This is a genomic window from Candidatus Brocadia sinica JPN1, from assembly GCF_000949635.1.
Lineage (GTDB): Bacteria > Planctomycetota > Brocadiia > Brocadiales > Brocadiaceae > Brocadia > Brocadia sinica.
On the sequence record NZ_BAFN01000001.1, the window covers coordinates 1738483 to 1765018 of the forward strand.

The 26536-nt window shown below is 43.3% G+C and carries 18 protein-coding genes and 1 pseudogene; 10 read left to right on the forward strand and 9 right to left on the reverse strand.

The window, feature by feature from the left end:
- Positions 1–24 precede the first annotated feature (24 nt).
- The 3 genes from BROSI_RS07735 to BROSI_RS07745 all read left to right on the forward strand — a co-directional run bounded on the left by BROSI_RS07735 (position 25) and on the right by BROSI_RS07745 (position 6307).
- The gene (locus tag BROSI_RS07735; protein ID WP_082059106.1) at positions 25–4299 is read left to right on the forward strand and encodes an acyl-CoA dehydratase activase; all 4275 of its coding nucleotides are present in this window, start codon (positions 25–27) and stop codon (positions 4297–4299) included.
- Between the two features lie 188 nt (positions 4300–4487).
- On the forward strand, positions 4488–4979 hold the full coding sequence (gene leuD / locus BROSI_RS07740) for a 3-isopropylmalate dehydratase small subunit (protein ID WP_052563165.1): 492 nt from the start codon (positions 4488–4490) through the stop codon (positions 4977–4979).
- Between the two features lie 131 nt (positions 4980–5110).
- A complete protein-coding gene (locus tag BROSI_RS07745; protein ID WP_052563166.1) occupies positions 5111–6307 on the forward strand; it encodes an FprA family A-type flavoprotein in 1197 nt (398 codons plus the stop codon).
- Between the two features lie 122 nt (positions 6308–6429).
- On the opposite strand, the gene BROSI_RS07750 is transcribed toward BROSI_RS07745, so the two are convergent.
- On the reverse strand, positions 6430–7239 hold the full coding sequence (locus BROSI_RS07750; protein ID WP_052563167.1) for a DNA-3-methyladenine glycosylase family protein: 810 nt from the start codon (positions 7237–7239) through the stop codon (positions 6430–6432).
- Between the two features lie 686 nt (positions 7240–7925).
- On the opposite strand from BROSI_RS07750, the gene BROSI_RS07755 reads away from it, so the two are divergent.
- Complete coding sequence (locus tag BROSI_RS07755; protein WP_052563168.1) at positions 7926–10478, forward strand: putative bifunctional diguanylate cyclase/phosphodiesterase; 2553 nt, start codon at positions 7926–7928, stop codon at positions 10476–10478.
- A gap of 41 nt (positions 10479–10519) precedes the next feature.
- Here the strand turns inward: BROSI_RS07755 and BROSI_RS07760 are convergent, their stop codons facing one another.
- Positions 10520–11632 (reverse strand): CapA family protein, encoded by a 1113-nt coding sequence (locus BROSI_RS07760; protein WP_052563169.1) that lies wholly within the window; start codon positions 11630–11632, stop codon positions 10520–10522.
- A gap of 217 nt (positions 11633–11849) precedes the next feature.
- Between BROSI_RS07760 and BROSI_RS07765 the strand changes: the two genes are divergently transcribed.
- Positions 11850–12617 carry an HAD family hydrolase gene (locus BROSI_RS07765; protein WP_052563170.1) on the forward strand — a complete coding sequence of 256 codons (768 nt, stop codon included), beginning with the start codon at positions 11850–11852 and terminating at the stop codon, positions 12615–12617.
- 64 nt (positions 12618–12681) lie between these two features.
- Here BROSI_RS07765 and ndk read toward each other — a convergent pair whose 3' ends face one another.
- The 3 genes from ndk to BROSI_RS07780 are packed head-to-tail and all read right to left on the reverse strand — an operon-like array spanning position 12682 to position 15463.
- On the reverse strand, positions 12682–13152 hold the full coding sequence (ndk, locus tag BROSI_RS07770) for a nucleoside-diphosphate kinase (protein ID WP_052563171.1): 471 nt from the start codon (positions 13150–13152) through the stop codon (positions 12682–12684).
- The gene (locus tag BROSI_RS07775) at positions 13137–13700 is read right to left on the reverse strand and encodes a DUF4416 family protein (RefSeq protein WP_052563172.1); all 564 of its coding nucleotides are present in this window, start codon (positions 13698–13700) and stop codon (positions 13137–13139) included. Before BROSI_RS07775 ends, ndk begins: the two co-directional genes overlap by 16 nt.
- A gap of 47 nt (positions 13701–13747) precedes the next feature.
- Positions 13748–15463, reverse strand: coding sequence for a proline--tRNA ligase (locus BROSI_RS07780; RefSeq protein WP_052563173.1), 1716 nt, complete (start codon positions 15461–15463; stop codon positions 13748–13750).
- 784 nt (positions 15464–16247) lie between these two features.
- On the opposite strand from BROSI_RS07780, the pseudogene tnpC reads away from it, so the two are divergent.
- Positions 16248–17206 (forward strand): annotated as a pseudogene (gene tnpC / locus BROSI_RS19025) (IS66 family transposase); the annotation flags it as partial.
- Between the two features lie 177 nt (positions 17207–17383).
- On the opposite strand, the gene BROSI_RS20775 reads toward tnpC, so the two are convergent.
- The 4 genes from BROSI_RS20775 to BROSI_RS19030 form a co-directional block, all read right to left on the reverse strand.
- Positions 17384–17542, reverse strand: a complete 159-nt coding sequence (locus BROSI_RS20775) for a CBS domain-containing protein (protein ID WP_230400657.1) — start codon at positions 17540–17542, stop codon at positions 17384–17386.
- A gap of 343 nt (positions 17543–17885) precedes the next feature.
- The gene (gene uvrB / locus BROSI_RS07800) at positions 17886–19892 is read right to left on the reverse strand and encodes an excinuclease ABC subunit UvrB (RefSeq protein ID WP_052563176.1); all 2007 of its coding nucleotides are present in this window, start codon (positions 19890–19892) and stop codon (positions 17886–17888) included.
- A gap of 5 nt (positions 19893–19897) precedes the next feature.
- Positions 19898–21151: an AI-2E family transporter gene (locus BROSI_RS07805; RefSeq protein ID WP_052563177.1), complete on the reverse strand. Its 1254-nt coding sequence runs from the start codon at positions 21149–21151 to the stop codon at positions 19898–19900.
- Positions 21152–21156: 5 nt separating this feature from the next.
- Positions 21157–21564, reverse strand: coding sequence for a ComEA family DNA-binding protein (locus BROSI_RS19030; protein ID WP_082059108.1), 408 nt, complete (start codon positions 21562–21564; stop codon positions 21157–21159).
- A 380-nt stretch (positions 21565–21944) separates the two neighbouring features.
- Here BROSI_RS19030 and BROSI_RS07815 point away from each other — a divergent pair, with 380 nt between their 5' ends.
- The 4 genes from BROSI_RS07815 to BROSI_RS07835 all read left to right on the forward strand — a co-directional run bounded on the left by BROSI_RS07815 (position 21945) and on the right by BROSI_RS07835 (position 26506).
- A complete protein-coding gene (locus BROSI_RS07815; RefSeq protein ID WP_157842432.1) occupies positions 21945–24542 on the forward strand; it encodes a PDZ domain-containing protein in 2598 nt (865 codons plus the stop codon).
- Positions 24543–24608: 66 nt separating this feature from the next.
- Entirely contained in the window at positions 24609–24965 is a 357-nt protein-coding gene (locus BROSI_RS07820) for a four helix bundle protein (RefSeq protein WP_052563179.1), read from the forward strand.
- Positions 24966–25008: 43 nt separating this feature from the next.
- Complete coding sequence (locus tag BROSI_RS07825; protein ID WP_082059109.1) at positions 25009–25968, forward strand: SPL family radical SAM protein; 960 nt, start codon at positions 25009–25011, stop codon at positions 25966–25968.
- Between the two features lie 247 nt (positions 25969–26215).
- On the forward strand, positions 26216–26506 hold the full coding sequence (locus tag BROSI_RS07835) for a hypothetical protein (RefSeq protein ID WP_052563182.1): 291 nt from the start codon (positions 26216–26218) through the stop codon (positions 26504–26506).
- The last annotated feature ends 30 nt before the right edge of the window (positions 26507–26536 follow it).

Sequence of the window (26536 nt, forward strand, 5' to 3'; positions counted from 1 at the left end):
ATTATGGAAAGAGTGAGTAAAACTATGTCTCAAAAAAAATATATTGGACTTGACATTGGTTCTGTAAGCATAAAGGCAGTATTGATCAACGAACGCAAGGAAATCCTGGAAGATCACTACGTCCGTTCACATGGTCAATCGGTAGAAACATTCCTCCTGGTCTTGAGAGACATATTCAATCGAACCCATATCGATGATATTGACGGTATAGCTATTACAGGATCTGGCGGGAAGCTCATATCCGAACTAATGAACATTGCCTTTATCAATGAGGTTGTTGCTCACAGCCAGGCAACGACAACCTTGCACCCGGAAGCGCGCACCATTATTGAAATCGGCGGTGAGGATTCAAAGCTCATGCTTATAGAGAAGGATGTGTCAACAGGGCATACCAAGGTTTCTGATTTTTCGATGAATACCATGTGTGCTGCTGGTACGGGGTCGTTTTTGGATCAGCAGGCTACAAGGCTTGGTATCGCGATAGAAAAAGAATTTGGAGAGCTTGCATTGAAATCCAAAAACCCGCCGCGTATTGCCGGTCGTTGCAGTGTATTTGCCAAGACGGATATGATCCATTTACAGCAGGAAGGCACGCCGGTGCATGATATTGTTGCCGGACTTTGTTATGCCATGGCCAGAAACTTTAAGAGCAACATCGGGAAGGGGAAGGAATTTTTCAGGCCCATCGTATTTCAGGGTGGTGTGGCAGCAAATGTCGGTATGGTCAAGGCATTTGAGGATGTTTTGGAACTCAAGCCCGGTGAACTGGTTATACCAAAGTATTTCAATGTAATGGGGGCTATCGGTACGGTGTTTACCTTAATGGATAAAGGGATTCACTCGCCCTTCCGTGGATTAAAGGAAGTTGAAGAATACCTGAGGAGCCGCAGCGCAAAGGCGTCGAGCCTTGAACCACTTCGATCGGATAATTACAAAATTGTTGACATGATACACCCGGTTGCTGGCGACGAAAAGGTCGAGGCATATGTTGGGGTTGATGTGGGTTCTATCAGCACAAATATTGTTGTTATCGACAAACAGAAAAATGTCCTGGCAAGACGCTATCTCATGACGGCAGGAAGGCCGTTGGAAGCCGTGAAACAAGGTCTTTATGAGGTGGGTCTGGAAGTCGGAGATAAGGTGGTTGTCTGCGGCGCCGGAACCACAGGTTCCGGGCGTTATCTGACAGGAGACTTTATCGGTGCTGATATCGCAAAGAATGAAATTACTGCCCACGCCACTGCGGCAGCAAACGTGGATAAAAATGTGGATACGATCTTCGAAATCGGTGGGCAGGATTCCAAGTTTATACGGTTGGAAAATGGGGCAATTGTGGATTTTGCCATGAATAAAGTCTGTGCTGCCGGTACCGGCTCATTTCTGGAAGAACAGGCCGAAAAACTCAGCGTAAGCATCAAAGGGGAATTTAGCAAACGGGCGCTTTCGTCGTGCTGCCCCTCACATCTTGGAGAACGGTGCACCGTTTTTATGGAATCCGACCTGAACCATCATCAGCAGCGCGGAACGTCCAAGGACGATCTGCTCGCAGGCCTGAGTTATTCTGTGGTGTTGAACTTTATCAACAGGGTTGTAGAGGATAGGAAGATCGGGAATACTATTTTTTTCCAGGGGGGAGTTGCCGCCAACCGCGGTGTAAAGGCGGCGTTCGAAAAAGTAACAGGGAGAAAGATTATTGTTCCGCCTCATCACGATATTATGGGGGCTATCGGATCTGCCATTATTGCTATGGAAGAAAGGGTATGGGAGAAATCCAGGTTTAAGGGGTTTGATCTCCGGCACAAGAGATACGACCTGTCTTCCTTCGTTTGTAAAGATTGTTCGAATATTTGTGAGATTCGAAAGGTCACTATCGATGGAGAAAACCCGCTTCATTACGGAAGTCGTTGCGGCAAATTTGACGACGAAAAGACTTTGAAAAAAGGGAGGCACTTACCAAGGCTTTTTCGCGAGAGGAAAGATGCGCTCGTCAATACCTATAAGAAAAACAAACCGGATCAGCCTGCAGGAAAAAAGATCGGGATACCACAGGTATCTACCTTTCATGACCTCTACCCGATGTGGAAGGCGTTCTTCATCGAGCTGGGTTTTGATGTTATAACCTCCAGTGATACTAATAAAGATATTATCTATAACGGTGTGGAAGTAATTACCGCAGAGACCTGCTTTCCTATCAAAGTTGCGCACGGACACGTGATCGACATGTTAAACAGGGATATTGATTATCTGTTTTTGCCCAGCGTTATCAATTTAACGCATAGCAGCCCCCGGCTCACCCATTCGTATGCATGTCCTTACGTGCAGTGCATACCGTATCTCGTACGTTCGGCCATTGACTTTAAGGAAAAGAAGTTTGAAGTCTTATCCCCGGTCATTCATTTCGAATACGGAGAAGAGTTTGTGGACAAGACCCTGCGTCAAATCGCAAAAAGCCTTGGAAGAACCGGAGAGGTTGTTGAAATAGCGATAAAGTCGGCACGTGAGGCGCTGCAGACTTTTCATAAAACCCTTGAGGCACGGGGAAAAGAGATCCTGGGAAAATTAGGAGAAAATGAAAAGGCATTCGTGCTGATCAGCCGTTCCTACAATGGTTGCGATACGGGTATGAATCTTGGTCTTCCTGAAAAATTGCGTGATTTAGGAGTTTTGACAATCCCACTGGACTTTTTGAAACTTGATATTGAAGAAGTATCTCATGATTATCCGAATATGTATTGGAAGACAGGACAAAAATTCCTCGCAGCGGCCAGGATAATTGCCAGGGATAAAAGGCTTTACCCCTTATATATTACCAACTTTGGCTGCGGTCCAGACTCGTTTATAACCAAATTTTTTGCCAAAGAATTGGCAGGAAAACCCTGTCTGACCATTGAAATTGACGAGCACAGCTCTGATGTTGGGGCAATAACCAGGTGCGAGGCATTTATTGATAGCCTTAAAAATGTTAAATCTGTCACTGATAGAAAAAAATTGAGAGACGATGTTCCGGTTCGGAACGTGACGGAGAAAAAGAAACGCACGATTTACATTCCTTATATGTGTGACCACGGCAGGATGATTGCCGCCTCCATGAGGGCTAATGGTGTGCTGGCAGAAGCCTTGCCTATGGCCAATAAGCAGTCGATTGATATTGGACGAAAGTTTACTTCGGGAAAGGAATGCTACCCTGCAATTCTTACAACCGGGGATATTGTGAAAAAGGCTATGAGCCCTGACTTTGACCCTGAGGCAAGCGCCTTCTTTATGGCTACAGCATCCGGTCCTTGCCGGTTTGGCCAATACAATAAATTTCAGCGTATGGTATTGGATGATCTTGGATTTCCTCATGTACCTCTTTACACAATGGATCAGGGAGAAAACTACGACGAGGATACCAAGAGCCTTGGCACGCACTTCCGTAAACTGGCGTGGAACGGTATTATGTATATCGACCTCCTGCAAAAATTACAAAGGGAAACGAGGCCTTACGAACTACAGAAAGATGAAACGGATGCTCTTTACGAAAACTTCGTGAAAAAGGCAGAGTCAGCGCTCGAAAAACATCAGGATCTGGTGAAATTCGCGCGGGAGGCGAATATTGCCTTTGCAAACATAAAAGTAGACCGAAGCAAGCCCAGACCATTAATCGGTGTCATTGGAGAGACCTATGTACGTTGTAATGAGTTTGCAAACAACTTTCTTGCAAGAAATATCGAACGTCTGGGAGGTGAGGTATTTATTCCGCCTTTTGCCGAATGGATTAATTATATTGCACACTGCCGCAGGGAATCGTGCCTTTTTGAAAAGGATTATAAGGGACTTTTCGGTGAGATTATCTCTGATATTGTTCAGAGGTACGATGCCTACAAACTTACGAAGGTGTTTAAAGGCAGAATCAGACATTTTCTGAAAGATGCGCCAATTAAAGAACTCATCAGGAGGGGGAAACCGTATATTGACGATTCCTACAAAGGTGATCCGGTGCTCAGCATGGGGAAGGTAATTGAATACGTTGAGGAAGGGTTTGATGGTATCGTTAACGTAATTCCATTTCACTGCATGCCTGGTACGGTGGTGAATGGCGTACTTGAAAGGTTTCAGAAAGATTTTTACGGCATGCCCTGCCTGAAGTTGTCTTTTGATGGCCAGGAACAAACAAATGAAGAAACCCGGCTGGAGGCATTTATGCATCAGGCATATCAAAGGATGGAGGGGAAAGTAAATTCTCATAAACATGGCACGGTAAGCCGTAGACAAAAAAGCAAAGTAAGCAGTAGGCCGATGGCAGTAGGCAAAGGGTGATAATTTATACGTAACGAAATAAATAGTGCCGCACAGTAAAAATAAAAGCAAAAATAGAAATGCAAAATGACAGATGAAAAATTAAAATGGAAGAATTTTTAGTGTGCACAAGTTATGACGTTTGAATACTGTTTTAGTACCAATGCTCGGGCATGTTGCACGTGCTCTTACAGACTAGCGGGGTTACAATGAAAGGTAAATGCTGGAAGTTTGGAAATAATATTAATACGGATGAAATTATCCCGGCGCGGTATCTGAATACTACCGATACGAAAGAGCTGGCATCTCACTGTATGGAGGATGCTGACCCGGATTTTATGAAAAAGGCCAAGGCTGGCGACGCTATTGTGGCGGGGGATAATTTCGGATGCGGTTCCTCCCGTGAGCATGCGCCAATTGCCATCAAGGCAGCAGGGATTTCCTGTGTTATTGCAAAGTCCTTCGCCCGTATCTTCTTTCGAAATGCTATTAATATCGGGTTGCCTATTTTTGAGTGTCCTGAGGCTGCTGAGCAGATTCAGGAAGGCGATGAAATAGAAATTAACCTTGCGGCGGGGGAAATCCTCGATCATACTTCAGAAAAGAGATTCAAATTTGAGCCTTTTCCCCTGGAGATGCATGAAATTATCGAGGCTGGGGGATTAATGAATTTTGTAAAAATGAAAATGGGCGTTGCATAAATTCCCAATCACAAATACCAAATTTAAAGCAAAGCCTAAAGAACGAAATCTTAGTGACGGGGGCATTTGAGAAGTAAAATTCGGAAGTTGACAGGCTAATTTTTCTTATATTTTGGTCGCTGACTTTAGCCATGCAAACCTTAGAAATCACCAAGGATATACATTGGGTCGGGGTATTAAATACCACTCTGCGGGCGTTTGATGTAGTGTTTCAAACCCGATTTGGAAGTACATACAACTCGTATCTCATCCAGGCAGATAAGCCAACACTTATTGATTGTGTTCATGAAAAATTTGACCGGGAATATCTTGAAAAACTCCGGTCGTTAATCAACCTCAGGGACATTTGTTACATTGTGGTAAATCATACAGAAATGGATCATACGGGGGCGTTGGGTCTTTTGTTGAAAGAGACACCGAATGCCCAAATCTTAGCCACAAAGACAGCATCTCTTTTTTTGAAAAATATTCTTCATGCAGAGGTAAAAGGAAAAATGGTTGAAGATGGTGAGTGTATCAGCCTTGGTAATAAGCAATTAAAGTTTATTCATGCGCCATACTGGCATTGGCCAGATACCATGTTTACGTATTTAGAAGAAGAGCATATGCTGTTTTCCTGTGATGGTTTTGCGACTCATTTTTGTGATGAACGGCTTTTTGACGATCTGGTCGATGACTTTGCTGAAGATTTTCGATATTATTTTGAGCACGTAATGGGTCCTTATAGGAAAAAGATCCTTGAGGCAATAGAAAAGATCAAAAATCTGGATATCCGGTTAATTGCCCCGAGTCACGGTCCCATCCTTCGAACCGATCCGTGGAAATACATTAATGCCTATAAAGACTGGAGCACGCCCCGAAAGGATCCCCATAAAAAGCTGATATTAGTCTTATATGCGTCTATGTATGGAAACACGAAAAAGATGGCGGAGGCGGTGGCGAGGGGTGCATCTACGATGACTACCGAGGTTAAACTGCTGGATGCTGCAAACGTATCGCCTGAATTTATGCGGTGTGAGATTGAATCTGCCGAAGGAATCCTGATTGGTTCGTCGACTATCAATGGCGATGCGTTAATGCCTTTATGGAATATTATGAATATTATGTTTAGTGTGAACGTCAAGCTAAAAAAATGTGCAACATTTGGTACTTATGGATGGAGCGGAGAAGCCACAAGGCTTATGGAAGATCGGTTGAAAGGTCTTAAACTCCATATTGTTCAACCGCCGGTAAAGGTCCTTTTTACTCCTACAGAGGAAGACTTGAAAAGGTGCTCCATCTTTGGATATGACTTTGCCCAATCCCTGACGACGAGTTCGGCGACGTAAGTATCCCTACATCGAACTAACAGAACGTTTGAAACTTTGAATTTTGAAGTGTCGTTTTATGTTTCTGATAAAAAGACTCCCTGGCCTCTCTCCTTTTCACGATACAAAAGCCAGAATTTTCACTATCGGGCTTCTCGTGCAAGCATGTAAAGAAATTGCTGGGCATATCCCGCGTACCTGCCAAAATATTTTAGACCAAAAGCCTGCAGTTGCTGACTCGAAACCTCCTGATTCTTGAAATACAGCTTCTGAAGGATCTTCTTCATCCAGGTATCGATGGGAAATGCCTCGGTAAAACCCAGAGAAAACAGAAGGACGCAGTCGGCAATCTTGTCCCCGACACCGGGAATCTGTTTCAGCGTTTTCTTTGCCTCAATATAGGAAAGTTTTTTTAATGATTGTAAAAATGCTTCGTTAACGGAATCATTGGCGGCTTTAATATATTTTGCCCGGAAACCCGTCTTTGCACGGAGAATCCGCTCTAAATCATTTAACTCACCGGGGTTGGGAAACGAATACCCTTCGAATCCCTTCATTTCAATGCTCTTCCCAAAGAATTGTGCCAGTATTTCAAGATTTAATTTTATCTTGGGGATATTTGCCGCCGAGGAGCAGAGGAACGATATTAAACATTCCCAGGGATCTTGCCTGATAATGCGCAAACCGTGATGCCTCCTGATCGCCTCGCCAATGTGGACATCCTTAGTTATCTGCTGCAAAATAGTGGTATAGGGCTCATCTAGGGCAAAATAATGCGTCAGGAATTTCTGGTCTGTGCCCTGGAATTCCAGATGATTTGAGGACTGCCGGACACGAAAGATGCGGTCCCTCGCCGCAACATAATACCAGTCTTCCATCCTGGATACCCGAAACAGTTGTCCGCACAGGAGTGTAGATTCTAGGTTGAAATCTTTTACGAGGATTTTGGGCAAGGTGTATCCTTACAGAACAAAATGGGCTCCTTCATTGTGAAGTTAAGTAATTCGTAACAGTTTATTTCCCTTATCCTCTTTCCCCCCAAGAGGCAGAAAATTTGGTGATAATCAGCGTTCCCCACCTCTGGTGAAAGAAGCTGGAGGTGGGCTGTTGCGATAATTCTCATTATAAAGGTGAAAGTGAAAAATGAAAATGCAAAATTGACAGATATTTTCAATTTCCCTATCAGATAGGTATTTCGTTTTGTGGCAATGTCTTTTTTGTCGTTATTGCAAATACACGGAATCGATAGTTAAAAATAGGTATATTGTCTGAAAATAAATTCATATAGATACAGGACATATAATGGTCGTTGTATGTTGTAAGTTTCTTGTTTGTAATGTTTTGTGCTTGTCTGTAATGGTAAGGCAGACGCTTTTTAATAAAAATAATTTAGATTGTTGATAATTATTCCGATTATAATAGCAGTCCGGTATGTATAGATGCCAGACACTAGTTTTTGTTTCCTAATAAAACAAATTATCCACAAAAGATTCTCATCAGAGGTAGCGATTAATATCCTATGGGTAGAAAAAAATTTTCAAATGATGCGACTATTTTAACGTATAGGATCGAAGCTGTGGTTGTTGAGCTAAGAGATTTTTCGTTTTGCTCAGAATGACAGCACAGGAGGTATTTTCAGGTGAAAACAGATGGGAGGTCTGCCGTTCCTTCCGCAAATACAGGGAGCCGCTCTGTCCAGCTTTGCAGTGGTGTGGTAGCCGGTATCGGTGCAATAGTGTTGTTGGGCTGGATATGGGATTTTCTCTTATTGGCCAGCGGTTACTCAGATTATATACCAATGGCCCCAAATACTGCCGTAATATTCGTTGTCTTGGGCATTACGTTGTATGTCATCATCCGCTGGTCTGCAAACCGCATTCTCCGTTGTTTTGCTAAAGTCACGACAGTTTTTGTCGTGCTCCTTTGCTCGTTGATATTCATCCAATATGTAACTGATAGTGATCTTGGCATTGACCAATTATTTTTCGTTACCACGAAAACACTCGGAAAGATACCTGTGGGTCTCATGTCTCCTATTACAGCCGCATGCTTTATTCTCTCCGGTCTTTCACTGATGCTTGCGCTATCTTTTCCGGAAAATGGAAGGTATGCGAAAAGTATAGCATCCAGCCTTGCAACAATAGTAATATTTGTAGGATCGATCGTGATCCTTGGATATCTGTATAGAACGCCTTTGCTTTATGGCGGGACGATAATACCGATGGCGCTTACAACTGCAGTTGCCTTTGTATTTCTGGGCACAGGACTGATATTTACTATTGGCCAGGAGTACTGGCCACAGTGCCTGGTGACAGGTTTGTCAACACGTGCCCGTTTGATGCGGGCGTTTCTTCCCGTTACGGTTGTTATTGTTATCATCATGGGTTGGATATATACCGTTATTGTCCTGCAGTCAAAAAGTAACCCGGCATTACTGTCAGCGCTGCTTGCGATCCTGTTTATGGTTGTTATTGGCTTTATTGTTTCCCATACAGCAAGTATCATCGGGAACGCGATTGACCTTGCCGAAACAAAGCGCAATCTGGCAGAAATACAACTCCGCAAGTTGTCACAGGCTGTTGAACAAAGCCAAAGTATGGTGTTAATAACCGATGCAGCAGGTAATATTGAATACACGAATCCCAAATTTACCCAACTTACAGGCTACACCCTGGAAGAAACCATAGGACAAAATCCTCGTATCCTAAAATCGGGAGAGACGTCACCCGAAGAATACAAACAGTTGTGGGATACGATTACCTCCGGCAGAGAGTGGCGTGGGGAATTTCATAACAGGAAAAAGAACGGCGAACTTTATTGGGAGTATGCATCCATTTCCCCTGTCAGAAATTCTGACGGAGTTATTACCAATTTCCTTGCTGTAAAAGAAGATATCACGGAACGTAAAAATTTCGAAGCACAGCTTATGCGCCTGGCAGATCGTGATCCACTCACCAATCTCCTTAACCGCCGCCGCTTCCAGGAAGAGTTGAATAGCTCGCTTGCACAGGCGCGGCGACACGATACCAGCGGGGCATTGTTGTTTCTGGACCTGGATAATTTTAAAGACATTAACGATACCCTTGGACATCAGGCGGGAGATGAAATTCTTACACATCTTGCCGATATATTGAAAAAAAGACTGCGGGAATCTGACATTATAGCTCGTCTGGGCGGTGACGAATTTGCCATCCTCTTGTCTCACATCGATGCCAGCCATGCGCAGTCTGTTGCTGAACAGATTATTGATTCGGTGTATAGTCACGTTATGATCGTTCATGAGCAACCGACCAGAGTTACTGTCAGTATTGGTATTGCCCTCTTTCCTTTCCACGGCAATACATCTGAAACATTACTGAAGTGTGCTGATCTTGCCATGTATCGGGCGAAAAAAGAAGGCCGAAACCGTGCATGTGTTTATACCCATGGACAGAAGACAAAGATTGAAACACTACTAAACTGGGAAAAAAACATCCGTGAAGCGCTCTATCTGAACCGTTTTGTGCTGCATCTGCAGCCTATTGCGGATATGCGTGAAAATTGTATTGTGGGCTATGAGGCGTTATTGCGAATGATTGGTGAAAACAATGAACTCATCCATCCAGCAGCATTTCTTGATGTTGCTGAACGTTCCGATCTTATCAATGATATAGATCGATGGGTAGTACGCAGGGCCATCAGGATCATTACAGAAATATGCAAATCTGATAAAAATCTGTATATTGGAGCCAATCTCTCTGGTAAGGCATTCGACGACCCGGAACTGATATCTATCATTAATCAGGAATTGGCAGCCACCGCTATTAACCCGGTAAACCTTGTTCTGGAAATTACCGAAAGCGCCGTTATCACAGACATTATCGAAGCACAGCATTTTATTACTACCCTCAAGGCCATGGGCTGTCGCTTTGCCCTGGACGATTTTGGCACCGGCTTTTCATCGCTCAATTATCTCAAGCATTTACCCGTCGATTATTTGAAGATTGATGGTAGCTTTATCCGTAATCTGCCAAACGACTCAGCAGACCAACATTTGGTCAGGGCAATAGTAGAAGTAGCGCGTGGTTTGAATAAACAGACTATAGCCGAGTTTGTGGAATGTGAAGAAGCGGTACGATTGCTGTTAGAATACGGAGTGGATTATGCCCAGGGGTATCATATTGGCCGGCCAAGGGCAATGTCTGAGATATGAAAAAGGCGAAGGGCAATCTTTATCTCCTTACCACCGTGCAATTAATCCCATTCAAGCGTTAAGGTATGATCCTTATTTAACACTACCCGGGTCCCAAACCTTTTGCCTTCCCTGTTCAAGATGTTGCTGAGCCACACAGCATCGGGCGTTGATGCCCGATTTACTCGAAAGTGTTTCGTGTGTGTTGGTGTCATTTGAAAACGAACGAGCCTGCCGCTTGCTGGTTCCGCATATGCAAAATACATCAAACCTAAATCACCCCTGAAGAATTCGTAACCACTGATACCTTCATAATCATTGAGAAAATCACCGCAGCCATAGATGATAGGTCTGTCCTGATAAACCTCTATGCCTTTTACATGGTGGGAAGAATGTCCGTGGACGATATCGATTCCTGCATAATCAATGAGCATATGAGCGAATTGTATTTGTTCGTGAGGGATTTCATACCCCCAGTTATCTCCCCAATGAATAGAGGCGATTACAATATCTCTTCGTTGTTTTACTTTTTGCACTTGCTCTCTGATATGCCGGACAGCACTGTCTGACAAATCTTTTAAGAGATTCACACCGGGCCGGTTTCCCAAAGCAGCCCATTCTAAAGGTATTCCGCTTGTTTCCGATCCAAACGAAAAAACAATTACTCTTCCTTTTCCATCCACATCTAATAATGCAGGAGTTTCTGCCTCTTTCAGATTCCAACCTGCCCCCGCGCTTTTCACATGGGCTTTCTTCAATGTTTCAATGGTTTCTGCGAGACCCGTATATCCCCAATCAAGGGTATGATTATTTGCGAGAGAACAACAATCTATCCGGGGCGCCGTTATACAGGGAATATTGAGGGGATTCATCCTGTAGTGGACAGGCTTGCCTTTCCAATAGTCATTACTCTTTGTTATACTTGTCTCCAGGTTAACTATTTTCAAATCCGGCGCAATTCGTTCCAATTCGCCGAGGGCGTCTCCCCAGATAGAGGAGAAACTAACGGGATGTGGAATCCGGCCACTTTCCCTCTCTGCTAGTTCCAGATATCCCCTGGCGTTTTTCATGTAGAATTCGTGGAGGAGGGGATTGCCAGGATACGGCAATACCTGATCTATGCCTCTTCCTGTCATTACATCACCACACATGAATATACTGATAGTATCGGACATTTTTCCCGGCTTTTGAACAACTCTTTGGTGGGTGTTTTTTATCTATGGAAAATCTTCTGGTATTCCTATGGAAAAGCTTCATTTTGTGTTAAAATGTGCATTTATAATTCCCTGTTTCAGGAGAGAGTATAGCATATATTCCCTTTTCTGTTGAGTATTATTTTTTGCTCAAGTCCGTGACAATGTTTACCCGGGTTTTTTGCGAAGATGAAATTTTATGATAAACGGTTATATCATTCGAAAATTTAACGATGAGAAGATTCCTGGGCGCTTCAGGGCTATACTCTTCGACCTTGATGGCACGCTCCTTGATACCCTGGAAGACCTGGGTAATGCCGCAAACCGTGTTTTACGGAAAAACGGATTTCCCATGCATGATATGGATGCATATCGCACTATGGTTGGTGATGGCGCGGTTGTGCTTATACGGCGGGCACTCCCGGAGGACAAACGGAATGATGAAACCATCCGTGCCTGCGTCCAGTCGTTCCGTGAAGAATATGGACGAGGGTGGAAGACAAAAACCAGGCCCTACGATGGAGTGGCAGAAATGCTCGATGCGCTGACGGTGTATGGCATGAAAATGGCGGTTCTGTCAAACAAGCCGGACGATTTTACAAAACGGTGTGTAGCTGAATTTCTGTCAGATTGGACATTTGACATGGTTCTGGGGCAGAGCGACTCTACACCCCTCAAGCCAGATCCGGCAGGCGCAAAAGAGATAGCTAAATACCTGGATATCCCACCCTCTCATTTTATCTATCTCGGAGATACTGCTATTGACATGAAGACTGCCGTTGCGACTGGCATGTTTCCTGTGGGAGCACTCTGGGGATTCCGCACGGAAAAGGAGTTGCGGGAAAATGGCGCGCAGGCGCTCATCAAAAAACCACAAGAAATTCTGAATCTCCTGGGCACGACCTCAGATACTGCACAGACAAAAAGGAAACACGATATAAAGGGTAAAGCTGGAAGGGATAAATGACCTTTATCCGTGGGTAGAGGGTGCAGCTCAAATGATAACCCTTCTCACTCCCCTCTTTTTCATCTTAAATAATGTCTCCTGTAGACATATCATAAACCCATTTGAGGTCTGTGGGATTATACTCAAAGAGTTCTTTTTTATCAAAAAAGATACCGATCTCTTTTTCGGCAGAGGCGGGAGAATCTGAACCGTGAATCAAATTGAAACGGTTGCTGACGGCATAATCGCCTCTGATAGTACCGGGTTCTGCCTTTGAGCCGAAGGTCGCGCCCATCATTTTTCTCACAATTTCTATGGCGTTCTTTCCTTTCAATACCATAACGATTACGGGTGCAGAGGATGTATATCTGACCAACGGTTCAAAAAAATCCTTATTTTCATGTACGGCATAGTGTTTTTTGGCCATATCCTCTGAGATTTGGGTCATTTTAAGTCCCACGATCTGAAATCCCTTTTCCTCAAACCGTGATATGATTTTTCCTATCAAGCGACGTTGAATGGTATCTGGTTTTAATATAACTAAGGTCTTTTCCATAAAATATGATTCCTTTTTTTGAGTTTTTTGACATAAAGTTCCCTTACCAGGAGGAAGAAATTTTGATAATCAGGACTCTGGTAGTCTGGAAATGTCCATGGGAAGGATTCATATCTTCCCCTGCGATAATTAAGGGTTACCTCAGCATAGATGCCATCGCGCAAATAGATACGATGGGAGAAATCCTTGGTGGAAACCAGGATGAGTCTGCTTTCATTTATGTAGCCAGGGTCAATATTGACGGGACGTTTCATGGCATATTGTTTTAAAGAGGCAACGAATTCTTCCAAAGCATTGGTCTGTACTTTGATAGCAGCAATCTCATCGGGCAAAATAAGTTTTTCGAAACTATAAAATTGCCTCTGAATTCCCTTACCCATTTCCCCGGTATAATAATCTGTAAAATGAAAGGGTAGGATGTCACTTTTCAGGTCTATCGGGCCAAAATACTCTTCCAGTGTTTTGTCAATCTCCCTGAGGATTTCAGGAATACTTGTCAGTACACCAATAAGTAAATTTACTGGCTTAGGTTTGGAAATTTGGCCCAAGATAGTTACAAGTTGATAATTACAAAATACCTACAAAGTTCTTATACTTACGGTTTCGACAGCGCTTCAAGCAGGTGCTTGATCTTCGATCTAACTTCATCGGGTGGTGTCAGGAATGTTTCTCCGCTTTTTCTTAATTTTATTTCAAGTTCTTTCGTCTCGGTAAATTTCTTACCAATAATAATCTTTATAGGGATGCCAATCAGGTCGGCGTCTTTAAATTTGACACCGGGTCTCTGGTCCCGGTCGTCCAGCAATACCTCAAGACCTGCAATATTCGTGAGATCCTCGTAAATGTGATTTGCTATTTGCATGCTGGCGGCATCGTTGACATTGACGGGGATGATAATAATCTTGTATGGGGCCAGCGCAATTGGCCATATGATACCATTTTCATCATGCGACCTTTCGATAAGGGAGGCAATAATACGATTGACTCCGATTCCGTAACAACCCATGATCATGGATTTCTCTTTGCCATTGGTGTCCAGGAACTTTGCCTTGAGGGCATCGCTGTATTTCGTGCCGAGTTTGAAGACGTGTCCGATTTCGATACCCTGTGAGATGTCGATCTCATGATTACATTTCGGGCACCTATCCCCTTTGGTTACATAACGAACATCAGCAACACCGCCGATGGTAAAATCCCTTTCAGGATTCACATGTAACAAATGGGCATCCGGCTTGTTGGCGCCCGTAACAAAATTGCGGAGTATGGATACGGCCTGGTCGGCTATGATTTTTATCTGGATGCCCACGGGCCCTGCAAACCCCACGCGCGCGCCAGTGACGTGTTCGATGGTGGTATGGTCTGCAAGCGCAACGGTTTCCTGGCCAAGCAGCTTGGTCAGCTTGGTCTCATTAACCTCATGGTCGCCTCTCAGGAGAACAGCAACCGGCTGGCCACCCGCAATATAAATCATGGTTTTAACCATTTGATCTGGTTTTATCTGTAAAAAGTCGCTAACTTCCTGAATAGTATGCTTATTGGGTGTGGAAATCTCCTTAATCGGTTGCGGGGTTGCGTTATTTTCTCGAGGGATGGGGGCAGCTTCAGCCCGCTCACGATTGGCGCTGTAGCCACATTTCAAGCACCGGATGAGAACATCTTCTCCCACAGGACTGGGGACCATAAACTCATGGGAAACGTCGCCGCCCATAGCGCCGGAGTCTGCCTCACAGATAATGTAGTCGAGACCGCATCGGTCAAATATGCGGCAGTAGGCATCGTACATGGACTTATAACTCTTGTTGAGTCCCTCATAATCCAGGTCAAAGCTATAAGCATCCTTCATGATAAATTCCTTGCTACGCAGGACTCCGAACCGGGGTCTTGTCTCATCGCGGAATTTCGTTTGAATTTGATAGAGCGTAATGGGGAGTTGTCGATAGGAATTTATCTCATTTCTTACAATATCCGTAATAATTTCTTCATGGGTGGGTCCCAGTGCGGTAGTTTTGCCGTGTCGGTCCTCAAAGGTAATCAAGTCGTCTCCAAATACATTCAAACGGCCACTCTCTTCCAGGAGATCCAGCGGTTGAAGTGCGGGGAGGAATACTTCAATAGCACCAGCCCGGTTCATTTCTTCCCGCACAATATCAACAACTTTATTCAATACCAGCGTGCCTAAAGGCAAATATGCATAAGCCCCTGCCGTAATCCTTCGAATAAGTCCGGCACGGATCATGAGTTTATGACTGTCGATTTCAGCCTCTGAAGGGCTTTCTTTCAATGTCGGGATCAATGTTTGCGACCATTTCATCTGTTGTTTATTCCTTAAAAGAATTGCACGTGATATTTATAGTGAACGACTTAAGTAAGTGGGTATACAATTACCATTATGGGTGAAGCGAAGCAATCCTCCTCTTTGAGATCATCGCGGGCTAACAACCCTTGCAATGACGTTTTTCATTTATAGTTACTTTAACTGTTAGTATTAAAAAGTAAAAAACATTATAATCCTTTATATTCGGCTTTCAAGGATTAAAATAATCGGGGAAAGTCTGTTTCTGAAGTCGTCCTTGAAGATAGAAGATGACTGGCTATATCAATACAAGCGATCCGGTTAAATTCGGTTTGGTTTTAGAAGTCAAAACCAAACGGCTTAGATGCTGAAATAAATTCAGCATGACATTTACTTTTATTTGTCATTACGAATTTATTTCGGAATCTCAACTTCGAAATTTCATATATTAACCATATGTGTGTCTAGAATTGAGACAAGCCGCAATAGAAGGAAGGATTGTTGTTTTATAAACTCACGAGCGTTTGATTTTAGCCCATTTATCTTCTTTGGCCAATCCTGGGCGGATTGCTTTTCCATAAATATATTGTAACTATTCAGCGAAAATAATTTTAAAATTTATTTGACAGAGTATTAGTGTAGAACTTGAACCGCCAGTGCAAGAGTTGTAATTTGACTAAGTGGGGCTGTTGTAGGCCATTGCAGGCCATTTGTATAAGCGGAGAACAGTCGGGAGGCCATCAAGGGAATTGCGCGTCTTAGGGTGAAGTATAGCGCATAAAAAATGGGTAAAAAAACCTATGGGATAACAAAGGCCGTACAGTATGGGACGAGGCTGAAAGGGCATTCGGTGTATATGTCTCAGTTTCAGTTGATTCCCTACAAGAGGATACAAGAATATTTTAGAGAACAACTGGGGGTTCCGGTAAGCGAGGGTTCCATTTACAACTTCAATCAAGAGGCCTACCATTTACTGGAGACCTTTGAGGAAAAAGCCAAAGCGAGTCGTGCGGGTTCGGATTTGTTGCAGGGTGATGAAACGGGTATTAATGTGAATGGGGACAAGTATTGGTTGCATTGTACGTCCAATAGTTCGTGGACGTACTTTTTTCCTCATGAGAAACGGGGGACGGATGCGATGAATGCGATAGGGATATTACCGAGATTTAAGGGAATTCTCTGTCACGACCATTGGAAGCCGTTATTATAAGTATGAATGTACCCATGCGCTTTGCAATGCCCACCACGTAAGAGAATTGGAGGGGGTGTGGCAGGAGGATAAGCAACGATGGGCGCAAGCCGCAAAATTATTGCTCGAAGAGATGAATCGAGCGGTGAACGAAGCGGGAGGGAGATTAGAAGCCAGTGAGTCTGAAAAATACCGGCAAAGATACCGGGCAATATTAAAAAATGCGGAAGCTGAATGTCCGGCGCCTGATGAAACGAACCGAAAAGGGAAAAGGGGCAGGATGAAAAGGACAAAGGCCAGGAATCTGCTGGAGCGACTCATAGAGTATGAGGATGATGTGCTGAGATTTATGGATAACAGAATCGTTCCCTTTACAAACAATTTAGGTGAAAACGACATCAGGATGACAAAGGTACAGCAGAAAATATCGGGCTGTTTCCGTCCTTTGGAAGGCGCAAAGTTTTTCTGTCGTATTCGCAGTTATCTTTCAACCTGTCGAAAACAAGGGGGTGAGTTCGAGCTTGGCTTTGGAGATATTGTTTCGAGGTGAATTGCCTGCATTTGTCGGCTAACCGTGGTTGTGGTTGAAAATACGCTGAATAATTACGTTTTATTTATTATCATGAGTATAGCATCAATCGACTAACATCTCTCAAGTTAATCCCCTTTAGCAAAGGGGGATTTAGGGGGTTGTGTTTTTTCTGAAAGGTTATTTGGGTCGAGATTAATAAGGTAGACGTCGTACTGTTTTATTTCCATTCCCAATTTTCCATTGCATCGTCTACGGTTCCATCAGGTAACAATGTATCGTCTTTTTTCTCGTACATTAACCTGAAAGCATTATCCCAACCCTCCCTGGGCCTGGTTTTTATTGGTTTAATGATTATTCTTTCTTTTTCTACTTCCAAATCAACCTCGTTTTCGATATTGCATTGCTTGTAACAATTTAGTTTTTTTGAAAAAATCCTGATGAAAGCAATATCAAACAAGTTTATTACACATTCCTTACCCCTCTCTAGAGGGGAATTATGAAAATCCCCTCTTGGGAGGGGACCAAGGGGTGGGTCTGGGGCAAGCCAATTTAAAGCTTAATCAGTCTTTTCTTCAAATTTACGCAAGACGATTTATTCTCAAAACAGGTATTTTTGTATTGAGAAATATTATTGCGAGCTTCGTATATCATTTTTCAAACTCCTCATGTTTTGTATCTTTATCTTTTTTAAAGAATTTTCCATACAAATGTCCTTTGAGTTACACTTTCGACTCAGATGATACACTCTTGCTGTTTACGCTATATTTAGAACGGATCTGCTGAATTTTGTCCCTTAGCTCGGCTGCCCGTTCAAACTCCAATGCCTCCGCCGCCTTGAGCATCTCTTCCTCCAGTTCGTTCACGAACTCCTGGGTGATGTATTCTTCCTCGCTTTCTGCAACGGCTTCATAAACGATCTTGTGTGATGAGACCTCGTCTTCGATGCCCTTCTTGATCTCTTTTTGTATAGTCTTAGGGGTGATGTTGTGCTCTTTATTGTATGCAATTTGAAGTGCCCGGCGACGGTTGGTTTCATCGATGGCCCGTTTCATTGAGTTTGTTATCTCATCTGCATATAAGATCACCTCGGCATTCACATTCCTTGCGGTCCGGCCGATAGTCTGTATTAAAGAGGTTTCGGAACGCAGGAATCCCTCCTTGTCTGCATCGAGGATTGCCACCAGTGAGACCTCCGGTAAATCCAGTCCCTCCCTGAGCAGGTTGACACCTACCAGCACGTCAAATTTTCCCAACCTCAAATCCCTTAATATCGTTACCCGTTCTATGGCGTTTATCTCAGAATGGAGGTACATACCCTTCAGCCCCTCTTCTTTGATGTACTCACTCAGGTCTTCTGCAAGCCGTTTCGTTAACGTGGTTACCAGTACCCGTTCCTTTATTTCTGAGCGTTTCTTAATTTGCTTCAGCAAATCTTCCACCTGAGTTTTTGCAGGTTTTACATAAATTACAGGATCGACAAGACCCGTTGGGCGAATAATTTGTTCAACCACCTTGCCCTTGCATTTCTTCAACTCATAAGGACCGGGTGTTGCCGAAACGAACATGATTTGATGAATCTTTTCTTCCCACTCGTCAAATCGCAAGGGACGGTTATCCAGTGCAGAAGGTAAACGGAAACCGTATTCAACCAACGTTTCCTTGCGCGCCCGGTCGCCATGATACATACCTGCTATCTGGGGAACAGAGACGTGGGATTCATCTACAATGAGGAAAAATTCTTTGGGGAAATAATCGAACAGTGTGTACGGTGTTTCCCCGGGTGCGCGGCCGCTGAGATGTCTCGAATAGTTTTCAATACCGTGACAATATCCTACCTCCAGAAGCATCTCCATGTCGTAGCGTACCCTTGCCTCCAGGCGCTGGGCTTCGAGAAATTTCTCATTTGACCTTAGTTCCTTAAGGCGGTCATTCAATTCATATTCGATGGATTTGGCGACACCTTCAATCTTTCCTTCTGGCATGACAAAGTGTTTTGCCGGGTAAATGGATATTTCCTTTACCTCTTGTATAGTATTACCAGTTATGGGATTGATTATGGAAATCCTGTCGACCTCGTCTCCAAACAATTCTATGCGGTATGCAGTCTCTTCATAGGCCGGAAATACCTCCACAACATCCCCGCGCACACGCAATGTGCCACGCACGAACTGTATATCATTCCGATCGTATTGGATGTCGATGAGTTTCCTCAAGAGTTTGTTCCGTTCTATCGAATCACCCTTGCAGAGGTGCACATACATTTCCTGATACTCTTCGGGTGAACCCAACCCATAAATGCAGGAAACACTGGCAACGATGATAACATCTTTCCGAGATATGAGATTACTGGTTGCTCCCAAACGCAGACGGTCAATCTCCTGGTTGATGGTCGCCTCTTTCTCGATGTAGATGTCCCGTTGCGGGATATACGCCTCGGGTTGATAGTAGTCGTAATAGCTGACGAAATATCCCACGGCATTTCCGGGGAAAAAGCTCTTGAATTCGCTGTAAAGCTGGGCCGCGAGGGTCTTGTTGTGGGTCATAACCAGCGTTGGTTTTTCCAGGGCTGCAATCACATTAGCCATGGTAAAGGTCTTGCCAGAACCCGTCACGCCCAGTAAGGTTTGATATCTGGTATTTTTTCGGTAACTTTCCACCAGTTGTTGTATGGCGTGAGGCTGGTCGCCTTGCGGTGTAAAAGGGGATACTAACTGAAAAATAGACATTATGGCTAACCTTTGTAATACTGCGAAGACTTGTATCTTGTCATGAACTCGTCAACAAAAACTTTTACCGTAGAGGCAATCGGTACGGCCAGCAGTAACCCTAAAAATCCAAACAGCTGGCTACAGATCAGGATGGAGAGGATTACCATGACAGGGCTTAGCCCCAACCCCTTCCCCATAATTCTCGGTGTTATCACGGTTGCCTCAAGCAATTGCGCAATACCAAAGATGAAAAGCACATATAGTATGTGCTTGAGATCGTGAAATTGAAAGAGTGCAAGCGTGGAAGCCAGCGCAATTCCTGTACTTGTACCAACGTAGGGAATCAGATTGCCAAAACCACTGATAAAACCGATAAGAAATGATAAAGGAATTCCTACAATTGTTAAACCAATGCTATAGATAAGAGAAAGGATAAGACAGACAATAAGCTGGCCTCGAAGAAAATACCGGAGATTGTTATTTACTTTCGATAAAAGATTCATTGCCTGGTCTCTTTTTGAAAAAGGGAAAATGGTCTTTATGTTTTGGGCAATGGTGTTAAAGTCCTTGAGCAGGTAAATGGATACGACGCTAAAGATGATGAAATTTACGATGATACCCAAGAATCCAAAGGTACTGTAAAAAATATTTGTGATAATATCGGTAAAAAACCCCATAACCTGTGGTATATACTTTTTTAACTTCCAGGTGATCTTTACGAAAGGTATCCCTCTCAGGCTCGATTCTCCATCAGGTGCGGAATCTTGCGGGGAGGAAACCTCCTGTTCTCCGTGTTCACCGATGTCTGCAGATGTTATTTTTTCATGTTCATTGTCATGAACAGATCCCTTGTATTCCCGTAACAGTGATTGAATCGATTTGACGAATTCTGTGTCTCCGTATGCTTTGATCCACGACTCAAAGTCAGCTTGATATTTCGGGTAGTGGTCTTTGATGATACCGCCAACCTGATATATCCCACTGACCGTCTTCGGAATTGCATATGTCAAAAATCCAGCGGTAGTCAGGAAGACGGCAATGATAATGAAAGCGATGCCGAATCCGCGATGGATATGTTTACGGGTAAATGGCCAATCTCTTTGTTCAAAGAAATCAACTACGGGATCAAGGATGTAGGCGGTAATAAATGCAAGAAGAAGGGAGATAAGCGTTCCTCTCAGAAAATAACAGAACGAGAAAAAAACAATAATTGAAAACCCAATGAGTATTACACGGATACATGGATTATCTAATATTTTTTGCCGCTCGTTTCCCATAAATTCTATTCCCGGTTATCCAGACCGACACTAACCGTGTCAGATCCTATCTTTATGTGATCTCTTATAGCTTCTATAATGGATGTTCCTATGCCATTTACATTAGACAACTCATCCAAGGTCTTAAAATTACCGTGTTTTTCGCGGTAGGCAACGATGGCCTTTGCTTTTACCTCTCCCAATTTTGGCAATAAGACCAATTCATACCAGGGGGCATTGTTGACATCAAGTTTTACTTTTGTATCTTCGGGTTTAAGATTGCCGATAATTTCAGTTTCCGGTAGCCACCAATGCCTGTCCATGCCTATTTTAATTATGGTACCGATAAACAACGTTGTTGCCAAAAAGTAAATGACAATAAGTTGTTTTTTTGTGGGCGAGAAATTATCGGACGGCTTCTGTGATATGGGCATAATAATCACAAGACTTTTCAGGCATCCTTATGAATGGTTACATTCTCAAATTCTACTTATTCTAACAGTAATTTCAAAGGATTCAAGACAATGTTGTTGTTTTTATCCCTTTCAAAAATTTTCCCATTGCTTTTGGAAGTTGCATCTATTATCCTGATTTTTAATTATCATTCTTGCACCATGAGAAGACATCTCCCGCCAGGAAAGCAATAGAAAATTTTATAATTGTGGACGCTGGAGATGTTTATTGTTCAAACCCTCTTACATTTTTTAAGACAAGCCTAACCATGCTCAACAAAATCTTCTATTCCGTATCTTTGTATTTTTTTTGTGTCTTCGTAGTATCAGCTATATGCCCGGATATTTTAGCGGATGAAGCTATGCAGGTCTCGGTGGATGACCAGGATTTTGACACCAGAAACTTCTTTGCTCTCGAAGAAATGGAGTTCAGAAGGGATAAAGTCAATTTCAATAAGGGGTGGCTGGGTATCTTTATGGAAAATGCAGAAGGAAGGGGTATTCTGGTCAAAGAGATCACACAGGGATCACCCGCCGCTGAGGCTGGTTTAAAGGTGGGAGATATTATTACGAAGATTAATAATGAGCCGACTATAGGTAAGGGCGATCTTAATCTCATCCGATTCAAGAAGGTCGTAGAAGCCATTGGTGCAGATGGTGCGCCGGTACTTACCGTTTCCAGAGATAATACCGAAATGATGTTTAAGCCAAGACTTTTCGGAAAACTACTCAAGAACGTACATGAACCAATTACTTCTTTGATCTCAAAGGCAAGTTCCGGGCTTATAAAACAAGACGCGAATATCCCTTCCTCATCTTCGCCTTGCGAAGAAGGCCGGGAAAGTCCATCTTCGAATAAAGAGGGAAAAACGCCTTTCAATTCAAACGATACAGGAACAAGTTTTATCGGATTCGCAATCAAAAACGAAAAATACAGAGACATACTTGGTGCAACCTTGCAGAGGATTGGTGAAGAGGCGTATGCCCGGGACGGTTTCCAATCCAATGAAGAGACCAATCCGTTTCGTTTGTCCATCGTAAATTATTTCATGTTGCACCCATTTGATACTCTCAAAATTGGACAGGTTATCGTCGATACGTTTGGTAACAAAGACCTCTGTACCCGGCTAGAGTGCGCGGCAGAACTGTTAGATGCCAGGCCGGATAAGCTTAGCATCACACCGGAAGCCAACTCTTCGTTTCCACATTTCGCAGGAGGCAGTGTGAAAGATTTTCATTTTACCTCCCCTCTGTTCCCTCCTTCGCAAGGAGGGGATGAAGGGGTGGTCAATAAATCCCCAAATGTTTTATCAGGCATTGAGCAAACACAAAAAATAGAGCCTGCCGATTCTTTGCAAGGGCAACTCCAGCGTATCATCGATAGCTTAGTACCCTCTGTTTCTCTTATACAAGAAGCATTTCATGACTTATCCCGGGAAGAGGTTGAATTCTTGTATCAAAATGCCCATAAAATCTGGCTGCCTGATGTGAAGGTAGGGACACAAGACCTTGCCAGGTTACTGGCACTCTCTCAAAAAGTGGATCTTGCAAGGTTGTTTGAGGCTGCATCGTTATTGTTGAGTAAGCTTGACCCGATATGTTGTGAACAAGGAATAGACGCTTTAAAAAAGACATACCTCAATGCGACCAAAATGAATATCTCACCATTTCACATACCAGCGAACAATATCGATGGGGCAAGGGGAAGGAAAACAGGTGATTTGGCGACAGACAGTCTCCCTTCTACTGGTGGGAGGGGATTAGGAGGAGGTACTGGAGCATTACAGGATTTTGCCGGTGATATTTTGTTTGTCCAGGACACAGTCATTGGGAAAATCGTTATGGGTGGGGCAGCTACATCGTATTATTATGCCGATGCAGCAGTAATTATCGACCTTGGAGGTAATGATTATTACTTTAATAATGCAGGCTCGTCCAGCAAGGATATCCCGGTCGCTATCTGCATCGATTTATCAGGGGATGATGTGTACAATACATCCGGCCCATTTTCTCAGGGTACCGGAAGGTTTGGAATCGGTCTCCTGGCAGATTTTAGGGGAAATGACAAATACGTGAGCCAGGATTTTTCTCAGGGGTCTTGCCTGTTTGGAATCGGAGTGTTAATGGATAATGACGGTAACGATTTTTACAGCGGTCACGTTGCAAATCAGGGAGTAGGTTTCTTTGGGGCAGGAATACTTAGTGATCTCAGTGGCAATGATGTTTATTTTAGCCGGCAATTCGCTCAGGGGGTGGGATTTACAAAAGGGTTTGGTGCATTAATAGATTCAGGTGGAAATGATTTCTACTTTGCCAGTGGAGAATATCCGGATTTTCGTGACCCGGAAAAATCATTTCAGTCCATGTCTCAGGGAATGGGGATGGGTATCAGGCCAGAAGAGTCTATTGTTGGGGCTTCAGGGGGAATTGGCATACTTATAGATCAAAAAGGCACCGATCAGTATCATGGGGACTATTTTTCACAGGGGAGTGGTTATTATTATTCCTTAGGATTGTTATGTGATCACGAGGGCAATGATAAATATTACGCAGGTCGCTATGCCCAGGGCGCTGGTATTCATTCAGCCATTGGTCTGTTGAAGGATGTATCTGGAGACGATACCTACGAATGCACTTTTGGTGTTTCGCAGGGGTGTGGACACGATACCGGCATCGGGTTTCTGGTGGATGATTGCGGAAATGATGCTTATCGGAGCAAGACCACTTCGCAAGGTGTTGGTCTGGAAAAGGGTATTGGGGTCCTGGCAGATTTTTACGGGAATGATACCTATGATGCAAACGATCCTAGCCAGGGCGTTTCATCCCCATCAAAAACCGAAGAAATTACCGGCATTGGGATAGTAATTGATAATCAAGGAGACCGCGATACCTTTCATGATCCCATTGCAGAAAATCTGTTATTATACCGACCCAGTGGGGGACTGGTGTTAAATAGATGAGACGATACACGATTTCGGATTGCAGAATTCGGATTTCGGGTTTAAAAACGCAAAAAGGAGAAAAGGATGGACCGCAATGATATGAAAAAGAGAACAAAAGAATTTGCCAAAAGTATCATTAAACTCTGCCGAATATTTCCAAATAACATGGAAGGAAGATTGATTGGTAATCAGATATTTCGTTCAGGAACTTCAGCCGCTGCTAATTACAGAGCCGCATGTCGGGCAAGGTCGACATCTGGCGTTATTTCAAAGTTATCCATTGTGGAAGAAGAGGCAGATGAAACCTTGTTTTGGCTTGAGTTAATAAACGAAATGGAAATTGTTGATAAAGCTTTACTTAATTCATTAATGGAGGAAAATGATGAAATAATAGCCATTATCGTTTCATCCATCAAAACTGCCAGGAATAATAAAAAGTGATTTAAACTCCGAAATCCGAATTCCGCAATCCGAAATCAACATAATGCAGATAAATTTTATCGAACGTAAAGGATACGTTCTTACCAGATCAACGCTAAAATGTCTCAGTCAGGTGGCATCGGTCAATCCCACCCTGGGATGCATTCATCAATGTGCCTATTGCTACGCAAGGGGTTACTCGATGTATCCGGGTGACGGCAAGGTGCTTATTTACGGGAATATGCCTGAAAAATTAAAACAAGAGTTATCCGCCCGCCGGAAGTTGCCAGCCTATGTATTTTTTAGTCCAACCTGTGATGTCCTGCAACCCATCCCTCAAGTGCTCAAGGTAACCTATGAGTTGTTGAAAGTTTTGCTTGAATATGGTATTGGTATAAATCTCCTTACCAAGGGCAGAATTCCCGCAAAATTCCTGCAGTTATTTAGCCAATATAAAAAAATGGTGCACGTTCAAATAGGCATTACCACATTAGACCGGGATATTCAAAAGAGAATGGAACCTTATGCCGCGACGCCACAAGAAAGAATACAGAATATTGAACGACTCTGTGCGATAGGTATTTTGCCCGAAATAAAATTAGACCCGTTGATCCCTGGTGCTACAGATACTGAATCGAACTTAACAGCCTTGTTTAGGATACTTCAGGGATTTGATGTGAATTCCACGGGTACCAATTATTTATTCCTGAGACCCCAGATAAAGAAAAACTTGTATAAAGCGTTGGGGAATACACCTCTCTTGCCAAAAATTATGGAGCATTACCAAAACAGCAAGTCCATGAATTTACTGGCAGAGCAATCCCGTGTACTTGCCCTGGATTTGGAATATAGAAAACAGTCGTATGAAAAGATTTCAAGATGGGCTAAGGATTTTGGGATTTATGCCTATGTATGCGGTTGTAAAAATCCGGATATTACCGAAGAACCGTTGTGTGGAATTAACTGGGGTCAGCATTTTGAAAAGATTTTGGGACAGAAGCACCTGTTTGAAGAGGGTGGTTAATTTAATCTTTAGAATTTTAATACTACTGGGTGGCATGGACAAACTCTGTTTGTCCGTGTTTTACTTGTTTGAATGGGGATTACAATACCTCAGATCAATATATTCTGATGAAAAAAACAGGTTTTTTACAAAAAGCACAGAAGAATTTGCTTGCAAAAGAGTTTTGAGAAATAGAGGATATCTGTACAGGAAATTTTAAAAGTATGAAGAGATTAAGCGGGCAGGTAAAACACCTATTTTATTCATTATGACCACTGAGACAAAAGAAAGTGATGAAGTTGCTGGATATCTCGAAACTCGTTACCCTGAGTTTAAAAATGCAGTTCTTGTTATTTATATCAACAAAAGCGGCGAAATAATCGAAAGCAAGGCCAAGAAAGATAGGGCAGAACTTGAAAAACTGAGAAAGGCTGCCGATGCTATTGATTGCGATAGTTCCCCATACAAGGTTGTCGTGTCTGTTCTCATGCTGAGAGAGGGCTGGGACGTGGATTGCGGAAGATGTTCCCGCACGATATTACACATGAGAAGATGCTGAACCAAGTTCAGCATGACAGGTTAGAAATCA